The 15,484-nt window shown below is 68.3% G+C and carries 17 protein-coding genes; 7 read left to right on the top strand and 10 right to left on the bottom strand.

Annotation, left to right across the window (positions count from 1 at the left end; translation table 11 throughout):
• Positions 1 to 161: 161 nt before the first annotated feature.
• Positions 162 to 455, bottom strand: a complete 294-nt coding sequence (gene groES, locus ACUVYZ_RS09890; protein WP_439934116.1) for a co-chaperone GroES — start codon at positions 453 to 455, stop codon at positions 162 to 164.
• Between the two features lie 159 nt (positions 456 to 614).
• Between groES and ACUVYZ_RS09885 the strand changes: the two genes are divergently transcribed.
• From ACUVYZ_RS09885 to ACUVYZ_RS09875, 3 genes are read left to right on the top strand one after another with little or no spacing between them, the layout of a single operon-like run.
• The gene (locus ACUVYZ_RS09885; RefSeq protein ID WP_439934115.1) at positions 615 to 1,826 is read left to right on the top strand and encodes an alkaline phosphatase family protein; all 1,212 of its coding nucleotides are present in this window, start codon (positions 615 to 617) and stop codon (positions 1,824 to 1,826) included.
• Positions 1,827 to 1,842: 16 nt separating this feature from the next.
• A complete protein-coding gene (gene pcaD / locus ACUVYZ_RS09880) occupies positions 1,843 to 2,628 on the top strand; it encodes a 3-oxoadipate enol-lactonase (protein ID WP_439934114.1) in 786 nt (261 codons plus the stop codon).
• 12 nt (positions 2,629 to 2,640) lie between these two features.
• Positions 2,641 to 3,594 (top strand): pyridoxal-phosphate dependent enzyme, encoded by a 954-nt coding sequence (locus tag ACUVYZ_RS09875; protein ID WP_439934113.1) that lies wholly within the window; start codon positions 2,641 to 2,643, stop codon positions 3,592 to 3,594.
• 21 nt (positions 3,595 to 3,615) lie between these two features.
• Here the strand turns inward: ACUVYZ_RS09875 and ACUVYZ_RS09870 are convergent, their stop codons facing one another.
• The 3 genes from ACUVYZ_RS09870 to mfd form a co-directional block, all read right to left on the bottom strand.
• Entirely contained in the window at positions 3,616 to 3,753 is a 138-nt protein-coding gene (locus ACUVYZ_RS09870) for a hypothetical protein (RefSeq protein WP_439934112.1), read from the bottom strand.
• A gap of 125 nt (positions 3,754 to 3,878) precedes the next feature.
• Entirely contained in the window at positions 3,879 to 4,715 is an 837-nt protein-coding gene (serB, locus tag ACUVYZ_RS09865) for a phosphoserine phosphatase SerB (RefSeq protein WP_439934111.1), read from the bottom strand.
• Positions 4,712 to 8,179 carry a transcription-repair coupling factor gene (gene mfd / locus ACUVYZ_RS09860; RefSeq protein WP_446033058.1) on the bottom strand — a complete coding sequence of 1,156 codons (3,468 nt, stop codon included), beginning with the start codon at positions 8,177 to 8,179 and terminating at the stop codon, positions 4,712 to 4,714. Before mfd ends, serB begins: the two co-directional genes overlap by 4 nt.
• 90 nt (positions 8,180 to 8,269) lie before the next feature.
• Here mfd and ACUVYZ_RS09855 point away from each other — a divergent pair, with 90 nt between their 5' ends.
• Positions 8,270 to 8,908, top strand: coding sequence for a phosphoribosyltransferase (locus ACUVYZ_RS09855; protein WP_439934109.1), 639 nt, complete (start codon positions 8,270 to 8,272; stop codon positions 8,906 to 8,908).
• Between the two features lie 3 nt (positions 8,909 to 8,911).
• Here ACUVYZ_RS09855 and ACUVYZ_RS09850 read toward each other — a convergent pair whose 3' ends face one another.
• The 5 genes from ACUVYZ_RS09850 to ACUVYZ_RS09830 all read right to left on the bottom strand — a co-directional run bounded on the left by ACUVYZ_RS09850 (position 8,912) and on the right by ACUVYZ_RS09830 (position 12,952).
• Positions 8,912 to 9,661: a hypothetical protein gene (locus tag ACUVYZ_RS09850; protein ID WP_439934108.1), complete on the bottom strand. Its 750-nt coding sequence runs from the start codon at positions 9,659 to 9,661 to the stop codon at positions 8,912 to 8,914.
• A gap of 241 nt (positions 9,662 to 9,902) precedes the next feature.
• Entirely contained in the window at positions 9,903 to 10,991 is a 1,089-nt protein-coding gene (gene amrS, locus ACUVYZ_RS09845; protein ID WP_439934107.1) for an AmmeMemoRadiSam system radical SAM enzyme, read from the bottom strand.
• Positions 10,988 to 11,548, bottom strand: a complete 561-nt coding sequence (amrA, locus tag ACUVYZ_RS09840) for an AmmeMemoRadiSam system protein A (RefSeq protein ID WP_439934106.1) — start codon at positions 11,546 to 11,548, stop codon at positions 10,988 to 10,990. Before amrA ends, amrS begins: the two co-directional genes overlap by 4 nt.
• Positions 11,538 to 12,356, bottom strand: coding sequence for an AmmeMemoRadiSam system protein B (gene amrB, locus ACUVYZ_RS09835; protein ID WP_439934105.1), 819 nt, complete (start codon positions 12,354 to 12,356; stop codon positions 11,538 to 11,540). The genes amrA and amrB overlap by 11 nt, the downstream gene beginning before the upstream one ends.
• Positions 12,357 to 12,424: 68 nt before the next feature.
• On the bottom strand, positions 12,425 to 12,952 hold the full coding sequence (locus ACUVYZ_RS09830; protein WP_439934104.1) for an HPF/RaiA family ribosome-associated protein: 528 nt from the start codon (positions 12,950 to 12,952) through the stop codon (positions 12,425 to 12,427).
• Between the two features lie 206 nt (positions 12,953 to 13,158).
• Between ACUVYZ_RS09830 and ispD the strand changes: the two genes are divergently transcribed.
• From ispD to thpR, 3 genes are read left to right on the top strand one after another with little or no spacing between them, the layout of a single operon-like run.
• Positions 13,159 to 13,857, top strand: a complete 699-nt coding sequence (gene ispD, locus ACUVYZ_RS09825; RefSeq protein WP_439934103.1) for a 2-C-methyl-D-erythritol 4-phosphate cytidylyltransferase — start codon at positions 13,159 to 13,161, stop codon at positions 13,855 to 13,857.
• Positions 13,854 to 14,330 carry a 2-C-methyl-D-erythritol 2,4-cyclodiphosphate synthase gene (gene ispF, locus ACUVYZ_RS09820; RefSeq protein WP_439934102.1) on the top strand — a complete coding sequence of 159 codons (477 nt, stop codon included), beginning with the start codon at positions 13,854 to 13,856 and terminating at the stop codon, positions 14,328 to 14,330. Before ispD ends, ispF begins: the two co-directional genes overlap by 4 nt.
• Complete coding sequence (gene thpR, locus ACUVYZ_RS09815; RefSeq protein WP_439934101.1) at positions 14,327 to 14,872, top strand: RNA 2',3'-cyclic phosphodiesterase; 546 nt, start codon at positions 14,327 to 14,329, stop codon at positions 14,870 to 14,872. The genes ispF and thpR overlap by 4 nt, the downstream gene beginning before the upstream one ends.
• Positions 14,873 to 14,886: 14 nt before the next feature.
• Here the strand turns inward: thpR and ACUVYZ_RS09810 are convergent, their stop codons facing one another.
• Positions 14,887 to 15,327 (bottom strand): host attachment protein, encoded by a 441-nt coding sequence (locus ACUVYZ_RS09810; protein WP_439934100.1) that lies wholly within the window; start codon positions 15,325 to 15,327, stop codon positions 14,887 to 14,889.
• Positions 15,328 to 15,484 lie beyond the last annotated feature (157 nt).

The raw sequence follows: 15,484 nt of genomic DNA, 5'->3' as shown, positions 1-15,484 counted from the left end.
GCGCTCGATCACCACGTTGCGGCCCTTGGGCCCCAGCGTGACCTTGACGGCATCGGCGAGAATGTTCACGCCAGCGACGATGCGATGGCGAGCGGCTTCATGGAACTTGACTTCTTTGGCTGCCATGGTCCTTCTCCACACTCATTGAACGCTTCAAAGGATCAAGCGGCTTCGAGGATCCCCATGATGTCGTCTTCCCGCATCACGAGGAGCTCTTCCCCTTTCACCTTCACTGTGGTCCCCGAATACTTGCCGAAGAGCACCCGATCGCCGACCTTGACTTGCAGCGGAACGACCTTCCCGTCTTCCAGCACCTTGCCCGTGCCCACCGCGATCACCTCGCCCTGATCGGGCTTCTCCGCGGCGGTATCGGGGATTACGATGCCGGAAGCGGTCTTACGTTCTTCTTCGACGCGCTTCACAATCACCCGGTCGTGCAGCGGACGAATCTTCATAGATAAATCTCCTCTGATTCATGGGTTTTTGCGCAGACAGCGATCATCCGTATCGGCGCTGTCGTGCGGCTACATGGGGACGAACGCGCCGGTTTCAAGAGGGAGACATGAGGCTCGCTCCCGGCGCCCGGTGCACATAGTAAGTTTTTGATAAACCACATGAATAAAGAAGGCTGGCGGGAAATCGCAGCGCTGCCGGGGGCAGGGGTGGTGGCCGAGCCGGACTACCGGGGCGGGGGGCTGGTGAACCTGATGGCCTCTGTGGTGGCGGCTTGCGGCGGCCCCGACACCGGCTACCCGCCCCTCCAGGGGCTTGCGGTGGAAGCCCTGGCGGGCACCCGTCACCTGGTGCTGATGGTGATCGACGGATTAGGCTTGAACCTCCTGCTGCGGCAGGGGGAAATGGTTACCCTGCGGCGCCACCTGCGCGGGGGGATGACCTCGGTGTTTCCCTCCACCACGGCCACCGCCGTCACCACCTTCCACACCGGGGTGGCGCCCCTGCAGCACGGGTTGACTGGATGGTTCGTGGACCTGGAGGAGGCGGGCGGGGTGACGGCGGTCTTGCCCTTCCGCCGGCGGGAGGGCGGCGCGGCGCTGAGCGCTCTGGGGATCGGGCCTGAGGCGGTGTTCACCGAGCCGCCGGTCTTCGGACGTCTCGACCGGGAGGCCTGGGTGGTGACGCCCCTTTCCATCCTGGACTCGGAGTACAACCGGTGGCATTGCCGGGGCGCCCAGCGGCGGGCCTACGGGACCCTGGAACAGTTCTTCGCCGAAACCGCCGCTGCGGTGGCGGCGAGCGCCCATCCCAAGCTAGTCTACGCCTATCTCCCGGATCTGGACACGGTGGCCCACCGAGCCGGGGTGGGGAGCGCCCCGTGCCGGGAGCTCGCCCACCGGATCGACCAGGCTTTCGCCGGTTTCCTGGAGCGGCTCGCCGGCACCGACACCACCGTGGTGCTGACGGCGGACCACGGCTTCGTCGACGTGCCCCCCGAGGGGCGCATCGATCTGGCGGATCACCCGGCGCTGGCCGCGATGCTGCGCCGGCCCCTATGTGGCGAGCCCCGGGCGGCCTACTGCTACGTAAAGCCCGGCCGGGAGGAGGACTTCGAGGCTTACGTGGCCACCCGCCTCGCGGGCCGCGCCGACGCCTACCCCAGCGCCGAGCTGGTGGCCCGGGGCTGGTTCGGCGATGGCCCGAGGCATCCCCGGCTCATGGAGCGCATCGGCGACTACACCCTGGTGATGCGGGAGAATTACGCCATCAAGGACTGGCTGCCGGGGGAGAAACGCTACAGCAACATCGGCATGCACGGCGGCGTGAGCGCGGACGAAATGTGGGTGCCCCTGGTAGTGGCGACAGTGTAGATCGGGAGAAAACACTATGATGGTCCAAGCGAACGGCATCGACATCAACTACGAGGTGGAAGGGGAGGGACCGTGGCTCGTGTTCAGCCATAGCCTGGCCTGCCACCTGGGCATGTGGTACGAGCAGGCGGTCGCGTTTCGCGACCGCTACCGGGTGCTGCGCTACGATACCCGCGGCCATGGCAAGACGTCGGCCCCACCGGCGCCCTATACCCTGGAGCTTCTGGCCGACGATTTGGTCGCGCTCATGGACGCCCTAGGGATCGAGCGCGTGCACTTCGTCGGCATCTCCCTCGGGGGCATGGTCGGCCAGGTGTTCGCTCTGGGCTATCCCGAGCGGCTCGCGAGCTTAGTGCTGTGCGACACCACGAGCTACTATCCGCCCGACGCCCGTCCTGCGTGGGAAGAGCGCATCCGTACGGTGCGGGAGAAGGGCATGGAGGCCATGGTGGAGCCGACCCTTGCTCGCTGGTTCACCCCCGCGTTCCGGGCCCAGCGTCCGGACATGATGAAGCGCGTCGCGGCCATGATCCGCGCCACCCCCGTGGAGGGCTACATTGGCTGCTGCCATGCCATTCCCAGGATCGACACCCGCACGCGCCTCCAGGAGATCCGCTGCCCCACCCTGGTGATCGTGGGAGAGGAAGATCCCGGCACGCCGGTTGCCATGGCCCGGGCGATCCACGAGGCGATTCCGGGGTCCCGGCTGGCCGTCATTCCCCAGGCCTCCCACCTGTGCAACCTGGAGCAGACAGTGGTCTTCAACCGCATCCTGAGGGACTTCCTGGCCGGCGTCGCCTAGGAGAACTGCCCCATGGACCGCCCGCCCGACCTTTCCGCCATCCGCGAGGCCCACGCCCGCATCCGGCCCTATATCCATTCCACGCCCGTGCTTACCTGCGCTACCCTGGACCGCCTGGCCGGGGCCCGGCTTTTCTTCAAGTGCGAGAACTTCCAGAAGGTGGGCGCCTTCAAAGCCCGCGGCGCCTGCAACGCCGTGTTTTCCCTCTCGGGGGAGGAGGCGGCCAGGGGGGTGGTGACCCATTCCTCGGGCAACCACGCGGCGGCCCTCGCCATGGCGGCGGCACGGCGGGGCATCCCGGCCTACATCGTCATGCCCAGCAACGCCCCTCGGGTCAAAAAGGAGGCAGTGGCGGCCTACGGGGGCCGGATCGTGTTTTGCGAACCCACCCTGGCCGCCCGGGAGAAGACCTGTGCCCAGGTCGTGGCAGAAACGGGAGCCCGGCTCGTGCACCCTTACAACGATTACCGGGTGGTGGCCGGGCAGGGTACGGCAGCGCTGGAATTTCTCGAGGAAGTGAAGGATCTAGAACTCCTGATCACCCCGGTGGGGGGCGGCGGGCTGCTGTCGGGCAGCGCCATCGCCGCCAAGGCTCGGGAGCCCCGTATCCGGGTGATCGGGGCGGAGCCAGCGGGGGCGGACGACGCTTACCGCTCGTTCGTGACCGGGGAGCTGCAGCCCATGCCCGACCCGGTCACGGTGGCCGACGGGCTGCGCACGAGCCTCGGCACCCTTACCTTTCCCCTCATCCGGGCCCACGTGGACGAGATCGTCACCACGTCGGAAGCGGCCATCGTGGAGGCCATGCGCAAGACCTGGGAGCTCATGAAGATCGTGATCGAGCCTTCCAGCGCTGTGCCCCTGGCGGCGATCCTGGAAGGGCGGCTGCAGGCGGCCGGCCGCCGAGTGGGCATCGTCGTCTCCGGCGGCAACGTGGACCTGGACCGGCTGCCCTGGCAGCGGTGAAATACCGACCAAGACGGGCCCCTAGAGGTAGAGGATGGCGGGAATGACGGTGGCGGCGATCACCCACACCAGCCATTCCAGGTTATGGCGGGCGAGAAACCCGGTGTAATGGGCGACGATCACGGCGATCGCTAGGATGTAGTACAAGATGAACAGCATGGACGCCTCCCCTTCCCGCTCCCCACGAGGGCGCGCTCTGCTTAGTTATCGGCAAGTGCGTTTTTACTGCAGCCCCATTCTAACCAACGCAGTGCAAATTTTGTGCCGCCCGCAGGGTGCGGGGGTCATGCGAACAGGTGCAGGATGCCGTCCAGCCCCACGTGGTTGATCACGTAGGTGGCTTCCTTGCGCACCACAGGCTTGGCCCGGTAGGCGACGCTTACTCCCGCCTCTCGCAACATCTTGAGGTCGTTCGCCCCGTCCCCCACCGCGATCGCCTGGGTACGGGAGAGCCCCAGGGCGTCCCGGGTGCGGCGGAGCTGGCTTGCCTTGCCCTCCGCGTCCACAATCTCCCCCAGGACCCGGCCGGTCAAGCGCCCGCCGGCGATCTCCAGCGCGTTGGCCGCCGCGTAGTCGAAGCCGAGCCGGGCCTTCAGCCGCTCGGTGAAAAAAGTGAAGCCACCCGAAACCAGCATGGTCTTGAGCCCCGCCCGCTTGACTTCCCGCAGCAGCCGCTCAGCGCCCGGGTTGAGCTTGAGCCGCTCGGCGTAGACCCGTTCCAGGGCGCTGGCGGGAAGCCCCGCGAGGAGCGCCACCCGGCGGCGCAGGCTCTCCGCGTAGTCCAGCTCCCCGCCCATGGCGGCGGCGGTGATCCGGGCCACCTCGCCCTTCACCCCGGCGATGTCCGCCAGCTCGTCGATGCACTCGATGGCGATCAGGGTGGAGTCCATGTCCACCGCGAGAAGGCCGAAGCCGGCGAGCCGCTGCCCCTCGGGCACGTAGCCCCAGTCGAGCCGGGCCGCGTCGCAATAGGCGCCCACCTCCTCCACCCGCCGGGCACGGCGCAACCGGAATACCTGGGGCGCCACCTGCTCGATGGCGGCGGCGCCGGTCATCTTCGCCAGCGCCTTGAGGGCGCGGGTTTCCACGTCCTCGCCCTGGACGATCAGGTGTTCCGTCACGCCAGCTCCTTGAGCAGGGCCTCCACCCGGCCCGCCCGGGCGGCCAGGTCGGGGAGCTTCGCCTCCACCTTGAGGGTCTGGGGGCCGCTCAGGCGGTACTCGCGCCGCGCCTGAACGAGCCGGATGATGCGCGCCCCGTCCACGGGGGGATTGGGCACGAAGTGGAGCTTCACGCCGTCGGCCGCGGCGTCGATACGCGCCACGCCCAAGGGGCGGGCGAGGACGCGCAGCCGGTGGGTGAGGAGCAGCGCCCGCGCCGCCTCCGGCAAGGGGCCGAAGCGGTCCACCAGCTCGGCCTGCATGTCCGCGATCTCCTCCAGCGTCTCGCAGTGGGCGAGCCGCTTGTAGAGCACCAGCCGCTCGTGCACGTCATTGCAATAGATCTCGGGCAGCAGGGCCGGCGCGTGCAAATTGATCTCGGTGGCGACGGAGAGGGGTTCCTCCAGGTCGGGCTCGCGCCCCGCCTTGAGGGAGCGCACCGCCTGCTCCAGCATCCGAGTGTAGAGGGAAAAGCCCACCTCCTGCATCTCGCCGCTCTGGGCTTCGCCCAGCACCTCCCCGGCGCCGCGGATCTCCAGGTCGTGCATGGCCAGATAGAAGCCGGCGCCCAGGTGCTCCATCATCTGGATCGCTTCCAGACGCTTGCGGGCATTGCCCTTGAGGGCGGCCTCGTCCGGCACCAGCAGGTAGGCGTAGGCCTGGTGATGGGAGCGGCCCACCCGGCCCCGCAACTGGTGCAACTGGGCGAGGCCGAAGCGCTCCGCGTGGTTGATGAGGATGGTATTGGCCGAGGGCACGTCGATGCCGCTCTCGATGATGGTGGTGCACAGGAGCAGGTTGAAGCGCTGCTGGTAGAAGTCCCGCATCACCCGCTCCAGCTCCCGCTCCCGCATCTGGCCGTGGGCCACGCGGATGCGCGCCTCCGGCAGGAGTCGGGCCAGGCGCTCGTGCATGGCCTCGATGGTCTCGATCTGGTTGTGCAGGAAATACACCTGGCCGCCGCGCTTCATTTCTCGCAGCACCGCCTCCCGCACGATCCCGTCTTCGATCCGGGCGACGAAGGTCTTGATGGCGAGCCGCCGCTCCGGGGCGGTGGCGATCACCGAGAAGTCCCGCAGGCCCTCTAGGGCCATGGCCAGGGTGCGGGGGATCGGGGTGGCGGTGAGGGTCAGCACGTCCACCTCGGCCCGCAACTGCTTGAGCCGCTCCTTCTGGCGCACGCCGAAACGGTGTTCCTCGTCGATGATGACGAGGCCCAGGTTCTTGAACTTCACGTCCTTCTGCAGCAGCCGGTGGGTGCCGATCACGATATCCACGCGGCCCTCGGCGATTCCCTGCAGTACCTCGGCTTGCTCCTTTTCCGAGCGGAAGCGGGTGAGCTCCGCCACCTTCACCGGCCATTCCCCGAAGCGGTCGGAGAAGTTGTGGTAGTGCTGCTCGGCCAGCAGGGTGGTGGGGACCAGAACGGCCACCTGTCTTCCGTCCATGACCGCCACGAACGCCGCCCGCAGGGCCACTTCCGTCTTGCCGAAGCCCACGTCGCCGCATACCAGGCGGTCCATGGGCCGTCCGCGGGTGAGGTCGTCGATAACCTCGCGGATGGCCCGAGCCTGGTCGGGGGTTTCCTCGAAGCCGAAGGCGTCGGCGAAGGCCTCGTAGTCGTGGGGCCGCAGCCCAAAGGCGTGGCCGACCCGCGCGGCCCGCCGGGCGTACAAGTCGAGCAGCTCCGCCGCGGTGTCGCGCACTTTCTGCATCGCCTTGCGCTTGGCCTTGTCCCACTGGCCGCTGCCCAGCTTGTGCAGGGGCGCCGCCTCGGGCGGGCCGCCGGTATAGCGGGCGATGAGATGGAGGTGGGCCACCGGCACGTAGAGCTTGTCGCCGCCTTCGTATTCGAGGAGCAGGAACTCCGCGGCGCCTTCTCCCAGGTCCAGGGTTACCAGTCCCTGGAAGCGGCCGACGCCGTGGTTCTCGTGCACCACCGGGTCGCCCGCCTTGACCTCCGACAGGTCCCGCAGGACCGCGTCCACCGCCACCTGGTGCCGGGTCTCCCGCTCCCGCGCCCGCACATGGTCGGCGTAGAGATCCGCTTCGGTGAGGAGGGCGAGCCCCGCTTCGGTCAGCACGAACCCCTGGACCAGGGGGCCGACCGCAAGGAGGCAGCGCTCGTCCCGCCGCAGGAAATCGCCGTAGCCGTCGCAGTGAGGAAGCCGCAGCCCGTGCTCCGCGAAGTAGCCGGCGAGCACCTCGCGGCGGCCGGAGGTCTCCGCCAGTACCAGCATGCGGCCCGGGAATTCAGCGAGGAAGCGCTTCAGGCGGTGCAGCGGATCCTGGGCCCGTCGGTCCACCGCCACGTCCGGCAGCGAGGCGGTGGCGCAGGCGGCGAGCCGCTTCTCCGAGACGCCCGTGGCTTCGGCTTCGGAGAAAAGCTCCAGGCGCGGGAAAGGGGCCAAGCCGGTGAAGAACGCCTCCCCGGTGAGGAACAGGGTCTGCGGCGGGAGCAGGGGCCGATCCCGGTCGCCGCGCAATAATCGGTAGCGGGCTTCGGTATCGCGCCAGAAGGCCTCGATCGCCCCGCCCACGTCTCCCCGCAGCACCACCGTGGTGTCCGGGGGGAGGTAGTCGAACAGGGTGGCGACCCGGTCGAAGAATAAGGGCAGGTAATACTCTATCCCGGGCGGCGCGATGCCCTGGCCCACGTCCTTGTAGAGCCGGCTGCGGGAGGGATCGCCCTCGAAGGTCTCCCGGAACCTGGCGCGGAAGCGCAGTTGCGCCTCTTCGGTGAGGGGAAACTCCCGCGCCGGCAACAGCCGCACCTGCCTGACCGGGTAGATGCTGCGCTGGGTGTCCACGTCGAAGGTACGGATCGACTCCAGCTCGTCGTCCAGCAGGTCCAGACGGTAAGGTACGGGGCTGCCCATGGGGAAAAGATCGATCAGCCCCCCGCGGACGCAGTACTCGCCGGGGGAGAGCACCTTGGTCACGTGGGTATAGCCGGCCAGGGTGAGCTGGGCCCGCAGCCGCTCCAGATCCAGACGCTGGCCCTGCTGGAGGAAGAAGGTGTGGGCCGCCACGTACTCCACCGGCGCCAGCCGGTAGAGGGCGGTGGTGACCGGTGCCACCACCACCTCGCACTCCCGCTGGCTCATGTGGTAGAGGGTGGCGAGCCGCTCCGACACCAGGTCCTGGTGGGGGGAGAAGCTGTCGTAGGGCAGGGTTTCCCAGTCGGGCAGCAGGTGAGTGCGCAGCTCGGGACGGAAGAAGGGGATTTCCTCCGTGAGGCGCTGGGCGTCCCGGGCGTCGGCGGTCACCACCAGCAGCAGCCTTCCCGGGGCGGCGAGCTGGGCCAAGGCGAGGGCATCGGCGGAGCCGGCAAGCCCGGTGTAGGCCGGCCGCTGGCCCGGCGCCGGCGCCTTCACCAGGGGCCCGAAAGAAAGCACGGGTTCGGAAGCGAAAGAGACGGCCAAGGGGGTGTCAAGAGCACCTAAGAGGCATGGGAAGCGCGTTATTATACGTCGAGGCGAAGGCCCATTCGTCCCGCTGAAGAGAAGGTTCACGTGTTCAAGGATCGGGCGGAAGCCGCGTGCCTGCTGGCGCGCAAGCTCGCCGCCTACCAGGGCAGGAACCCCCTGGTGCTGGCGGTGCCCCGGGGCGCGGTCCCCATGGGGCGCATGATCGCCGACGCCTTGGGGGGCGAGCTGGACGTGGTGCTGGTGCGCAAGCTCCCTGCGCCGGGCAATCCGGAGTTCGCCATCGGCGCCGTGGACGAGACGGGCTCGGCCTTCGTCGCCGACCAGGCCGCCCGCGTGGGCGCTACCCCCGAGTACATCGAGCGGGAGAAGGCCCGCCAGCTCGCCCTCATCCGGGAGCGCCGGGCCCGGTACACGCCGGTGCGCCCCCCCATCGATCCCCAAGGACGGGTGGTGATCGTGGTGGACGACGGCCTGGCCACCGGCGCTACTATGATCGCCGCCCTCACCGCCTTGCGCCGGCGGGGTCCGGAGCGGCTGGTGTGCGCGGTGCCGGTGGCGCCGCCGGAGACGGTGGAGCGAGTGCGCCCCTATTGCGACGAGCTGGTGTGCCTCGAGCAGCCGTGGAACTTCTACGCGGTGGGCCAGTTCTACGAGCACTTCCCCCAGGTGGACGACCAGGAGGTGATCGAGGCGCTGGCCGGGACGGGGCAGGGTTTTTCTTAGCCGTTACGCCCTCCGGCGTGCCCCAGCGCCCGTGTCGCGAGGCCGCAGCGCCTGGGCGAGGGCGGTGCCCAGCCGTACCATGTGCTCGATGGCGGGCAGGCTGGCGACGGGCACGGAAGCCTCCAGGCGCAAGCCCGTTCCGTCCATCCACACTTCCAGGTGGCGTTCCGGGAGGAAATGCCCGTCCGGGTCAGGGGGCCATTCCAGGAAAAGCCGCTCTAGGGCGTCGTCCAACGGCGAGGGACCGGCGGCCGGGGAAACCACGGCAAAGCGGCGGCTAAAGCGGGGGCTTCCCGCGGCGAGCTCGGCATGGCGGGCGAGAAAGTCCCGTCGGACCCTTAGGGCTGGATTGTCGTCTCCGCTCCCCAACCACCCCAGCATGCGCCCGAAGGCGGCGCAGGAGGTGGAAGCCCGCAGGCGGTAGAGCCGGCGTCCCGCGATGCATAAGGCGGGCGCCTCGGCGCGCACGGCGGTGGTGGACCACCAGGCCCGAGCGCCGGGGCACAGGCCGGCGCCGCCGGCCGTCTCTCCGAGACAGACGAATTCCCACTCGATGCCGTCCCGCTCGCCCCGGATCTTGAAGTCCCCCGGATGGGGGACGTCTTCCTGGTAGAACCATCCGCGGCTGCGCGCCCCCAGCCAGCGGCTGCGGCGCTCCTGTTCGAACCGGGCCTCGGTGTGCCGCGACGCCCACCACAAGGCCAGCACCAGCCCGCCCGCGGCCGCGAGCAGCATGGGGACGGCGTAGCTCATCTCCTACGCCTCGCGGAAGGGGCGGACGGGATGGGGGGGCGTTGTCGGCCCTGTCGGCGAAACGGCACCGGTCCCGCCCCACGGAAGCAGGGCGCGGGGCACCCTAGGCGGAGATGGGCGAGTTTGCAACACAGTTCCATGGCTATTCGTTCCTATGGGGCCTTCCCACGGAACGGATAGCAGGATCGGTGCCAGCGGATGTTTGTTGCGCAGCGGCTACCCGGAACGGGTGGCGGCCCCGTCAGGCGTAGTGGGTCGGGCGAATCGTCACCGGGATGCGCCGCCGGCCGAACTGACCCGCGAACGCTTCGAACCGCCCGGGGATGGCGGTGCCGCACTTGGGACAGGACCCGTTGGGCTTGAGCCTGTAGGCGAGGATGCGGTGCCAGTCCCGCACGATGAGGGCCGAGCCGCAGCCCGGACAGTAGGTGGTGCCGCCTTCCACATCGAATACGTTGCCGGTGTAGACGTAATGCAGCCCCTCGTCCATGGCGATCCGGCGGGCGCGGGCGAGCGTCTCGGGCGGCGTGGGCGGCACGTCCATCATCTTGAAGTCGGGATGGAAGGCGGTGAAGTGCAGCGGCACGTCCGGTCCCAGCTCTTTCATTACCCAAGCCGAGAGCGCCCGCACCTCTTCGTCGGAGTCGTTCTTGCCCGGGATAAGGAGGGTGGTGATCTCGAACCAGACGCTGGTTTCGTGCCTGAGATAAACCAGCGTGTCCAGCACCGGCTGCAGGTGCCCCCCGCACAGGGTGAAGTAGAAGTTCTCCGTGAATCCCTTCAGGTCCACGTTGGCGGCGTCCATCTTGGCGTAGAACTCTCGCCGTGGCGCGTCGTGCATGTAGCCCGCGGTCACCGCCACCGTCTTGATACCCCGGGCGTGGCAGGCGTCCGCTACGTCCATAGCGTACTCGGCGAAGATCACCGGGTCGTTGTAGGTGAAGGCCACGCTCTTCGCCCCCACCCGCTCGGCGGCCCGGGCGATGTCCTCCGGGGAAGCCTGGTCCATCAGCCGGTCCATGTCCCGGGACTTGCTGATGTCCCAGTTCTGGCAAAACTTGCACGCCAGATTGCAGCCCGCGGTGCCGAAGGAGAGCACCGAGGAGCCGGGGTAGAAATGGTTGAGGGGCTTCTTCTCAATGGGGTCGATGCAGAAGCCGGAGGAGCGGCCGTAGGTGGTGAGGACCATGCGGCCGCCCACGTTCTGCCGCACGAAGCACGCCCCCCGTTGCCCTTCGTGGAGCTTGCAGTCCCGCGGGCACAGGTCGCACTGGATGCGGCCGTCGGGCAAGGCATGCCAGTAACGTCCCGGGTACGAGGTGTCGCTCATAACGCTTGCTCTTCCCTTTCTTTCCATTTGGATACCGTGTAGCGCCAGACGTTCACCCCTTGTGCCCAGAAGCCGAAGGGAAGTCCGGCCTTGCGCTTCAGGTGCTCGAAGAAATCCAGGGGCTCGGGCAGACTCTCCCACACCTGGGGCAGGAAGGTGCTGCGGTGGCGCCCGTACTGGAACACTAGCCCGTCCACGCCGGGGCGCAACAAGGCAAGCAGCTCGTCCTGGGAGGCGGCGGCGAGGGGTTCCAGGGGCGAGAGCAGGGAGACCTCCATCCGGGTGTTGTGGAATTCCTCCCGCGCCAGAGGAGGGAAGCGGGGATCGCGGAACGCCGCCCCCAGGGCGTTTTCTCGCACGTCCTCGAACAGGGGCCGCAGCGGCTCCAGGCTGCCCACGCAGCCCCGCAGGCTGCCCTCCCGTAGGAGGGTCACGAAGGTGGCACCCGGCTCGGCCAAGGCATCCACCCTTCCCGGAAGCTCGACGGGAAACCCCAGGCGCTCGGCGATGGCGCCCCGGGCGAGCTTGAGGAGCAGCGCTCCCAGCTCACTGGGCATGTTGGGGTTCGGTGAAAGCGAAAGCGCCATACCCCACCACCCGTGCCCGGTCTCCCGCCGTGTCCCCCGAGTTGCGCAAGTCCAGGAGCCGGGCTTTGAGGCCCCGCCGCCTGGCGGCCAGGAGCAGGCCGTCCACCGGGGTCGCTCCGCAGGCCTGTTCGTGGTCGATGTCGTGCCGCAAGGCCAGGATGGCCCGGGCGGTGGCCGAATCCACCTGGCGGGCTACCTCGTAGGGCAAGTAGTGGGAAAGGTCCGAACTTACCACGATCAGGGTCTCCGGTCCGCCCCAGATCGCCTCCAACACTTCCGCCACCTCCTCGGCGGAAGCCGCACCCACCGCCAGGGGCACCAGGGTGAAGGCGCCGAACACGGTCTGGAGGAACGGGAGCTGCACCTCCAGGGAATGTTCCGAGGCGTGGGCTTCGGGGCTCTCCACCACCTGAGGAAAGCGCTGCAAAAGCGTTCGGGCCGCCGCGTCCACTTCCACCGTCCCCAACGGGGTGGCGAAACGTTCCGCCCCGGGGAGGGCAAGTCCCCGCACCGGCACCCGGTGGCAGGGACCCAGCAGGACGACCCGTTTCACCCGGTCGCGGCCTTCCCGCAGCCGGGCGTAAGCGGAAGCGGCCACCGGCCCGGAATAGATGTAACCCGCATGGGGAACGATCAGCGCCTTGGGGAACGGGCCCGATTCCTCCCGCGGGACACGCCGGTCCGCATCCGCCAGCAAGGTGTCCACCGCGCGGGAAAGCGTCGGCGCATCGCTGGGATAGAAGGTGCCCGCCACGGCCGCCGGGCGTACTGGCATCATGAATTTCTCCTTAACGAGCGAGTTAATAGGGTCAAGAGCATCGCCGATCAAGCGGCGGGAATGCGGGGTCAACGGGCGCTCACCCGCTTGGCTTGCCAGCCCTCCTTCGCCGGCTCGGCCAGGAAGCGCACCGGCGCGCCCACCTTCAGCCGGTCGAAGTCCACGTTCACCACGTTCTCCCGATGGAAGTAAAGCTCCCGCCCGTCGTCCGCTTCGATGAACCCGTAGCCGTCGGGAAACAGCCGCGCCACGTGGCCCGAGCCTTCGGGCTCGTGGGCTTTGACCTCGCCCCGGATGCGGCGGGCGTGGGATTCCAGTTGCCGCCGGGCGGCATCGAAAGCGTCCCGCAGCGCCACATAAACGTCCTCGGCCGCATGGCGGGTGACCACCAGCAGGTCCCCCGGCACCTTGAGCTCCAGGCGCACGCTGAACAAGCGCCCCTGGTGGCGGTGCTTGGCGTCCAGCTCCACGTACACCTGGCAGCCCACCAGGTGAGGATGGAACTGCTCCAGCTTCTCGGCCTTGCTCCGAATATGCTCTTCCAGGGCGGTCGACGGGGGCACATCCAGGAACGTGATCTTCAAGGGTCTTTCCATGAAAACCTCCTTGTTCTGAAACGCGTAAGCGTGTCGGGCGGCGGCTTCTCTGCCCAGCTGAGGAAGACGGATCTGGACGGGGATGTTTGGACGCAAGGGGCTTCTCTGGTTCCCTCCCTTCCATCTTAGTCGATGGGTTGAACGGTGGGGGGCGGCGGATGGAGGCGGCCCGCTGCCGTTGGAGGCGGTTCCGGTAGAATGGGGCGATGCCGAAGTTCTTGGCCTTGGTGCCCGCCGCCGGCTCAGGCCTGCGCATGGGGCGGTCAATACCCAAGCAGTATCTCCCCGTCGCGGGCGAGCCCCTGGTCCGCCATGCCCTGCGGGCCCTCAGCGAAGTGAGCTTCCTCGCCGCGATCCACGTGCTGCTGGCGCCCGACGACGCCTTCTGGGACGGCTTCGACTGGAGTGGGTTCGGAGAGCGGCTCCGGGTCCTGCGCTGCGGCGGCGCGACCCGCGCCGAGACGGTGGCCCGAGGGCTCCAGGCGCTCCGAAACGAGCTGGAGGAGACGGACTGGGTGCTGGTCCACGACGCGGCGCGCCCCTGCCTGAAGCCGATGTGGGTGGAACGGCTTGCGCGGGAACTCGAGGAGGATGAGGTGGGGGGACTGCTGGCCATCCCGGTGTCCGATACCCTCAAGCGGGCCGATCCCCAGGGGCGGGTGCTCGCCACCGAGCCCCGGGAAGGGTTATGGCAGGCCCAAACACCCCAGATGTTCCGCTACGGCATTCTTTCCCGGGCCCTCGCGGTGAGCGCGGCATCGGAAGTGACCGACGAGTCCCGGGCGGTGGAAATGCTGGGCCTGAGACCGCGCCTGGTGCCGGGGGATGCGGCCAACCTGAAAGTCACCTTTCCCCAAGACCTGCTGCTGGCGGAGCGGATCATGAACGAAGGGAAAACCCCATGAGGATCGGACACGGTTTCGACGTGCATCCCCTGGTGGCCGGCCGTCCCCTCATCGTCGGCGGCGTGACCATCCCCTTCGAACGGGGCCTGGACGGCCATTCCGACGCCGACGTGCTGCTCCACGCGGTGGCTGACGCCCTCCTCGGGGCCGCGGGCCTGGGGGACATCGGGCGGCTCTATCCGGACAGCGATCCGGCCTACCGGGGCGCCGACAGCCGGGTGTTGTTGCGGGACGTGGCCCGGCGGCTCGCTGCCGCGGGCTTCCGGGTGGTCAACGTGGATGCCACCGTCATCGCCCAGGCCCCTAGGATGGCGCCCTATACGGCGCAGATGGTGGCCAACATCGCCCACGACCTGGGGATCCCGGCGGATTGGGTCAATGTGAAGGCCAAGACCACCGAGGGGCTGGGTTTCACCGGGCGGGGAGAGGGCATCGCCGCCGAGGCGGTGGTCTTGATCGCGCCGGAGCCGTGAGCGGTCCCCCTGAACCGATCCTCCGGGATCGGGTGTTCTTCGCCCTGTGGCCGGACGAGGGACTCCAGCGCCGGCTGGCGCGGCTGGTGGACCAGGTGGTCCTCGCCTGCGGCGGCAGGGGCGTTCAGGCCGGGAAATTGCACCTGACCCTGGTCTTTCTCGGCGACGTGGAGCGGGAGCGGCTGGAGCCCCTACGCGCCCTGGCCGCTTCGGTCAGCGCCCCCCGGGTCGAGCTCACCCTAGACCGGTTGGGCTACTGGCGCCACCACCTCATCGCCTGGGCGGGGGCGAGTACGGTGCCCGAGGCCCTGGCCGGGCTGGTGGCAGGGCTGGAAGAGCGGCTCAGCGCCGCGGGCTACGCCTTCGACCGCCGGCCGTACGTGCCCCACGTGACCCTGGCGCGCAAAGCCCGTTGCCGGGAAAGCTTAACCCTCGAGGAGCCGCTCCTGTGGCGTGCCGATGAATTCGTCCTCGTACGCACGATGCGGGGTAACGGGAGCACCCACTACGAAACCATCGGCCGCTGGCCCCTCGGCGGATGAACCCTTCTGCCGGACTAGAGATAAATGCACTGCTCCAGGTGGCTCGAAAGCTCCCGTTCGGGCACCTTGGTGTAATCCTTCTCGAAGCTATCGGTCACCCGGTCGAGCACGTGGGGATCGAGTTGCCCTTTCAGGAGCCCCAAGAAGGCGGGGGGCGCCACCAGGATCAGCCGCTGGTACTCGTTGCGGCTGCGGCCCAGGTCCAGGAAGCGGGAGAGCTCGAGGGCGAAATGCTGGGCTTCGTGTTGCTTGGGGTCGGTCTGGGGCACGTAGGCGCCGTGTCCGTTGCCGTGGCTTTTGTTGTGTCCGGGGCGGTCGGTCACCAGCCGGGAGGCTTTTTCTCGGCTTGCCGCGTGATCGAACTCTTTGAGTTTCTTCAAGCCTTTTTTCGGTCCGGCGTTTAAGTAGAGCTGGGCTTTGCTGGAATTCGCCACCAGGATCCAGGTATTGGGCATAACGACCTCTTTTCGGCATGGGGGCTGCCATGCCAGTCTAGCGAGATGGCCTTCCCGGGGATAGCTCTCGCCGGGCTGGCGGGCAAGGCTAAAATGAAAGTTTGCTGCCCGCTCCCCACGGGTCCCCGTAGCCAGGGCACTCCGGGAGCGGGATTCG

It is taken from the genome of Pelomicrobium sp. P1 (genome assembly GCF_052805615.1).
This window is presented reverse-complemented; position numbering and strand designations above follow the sequence as displayed.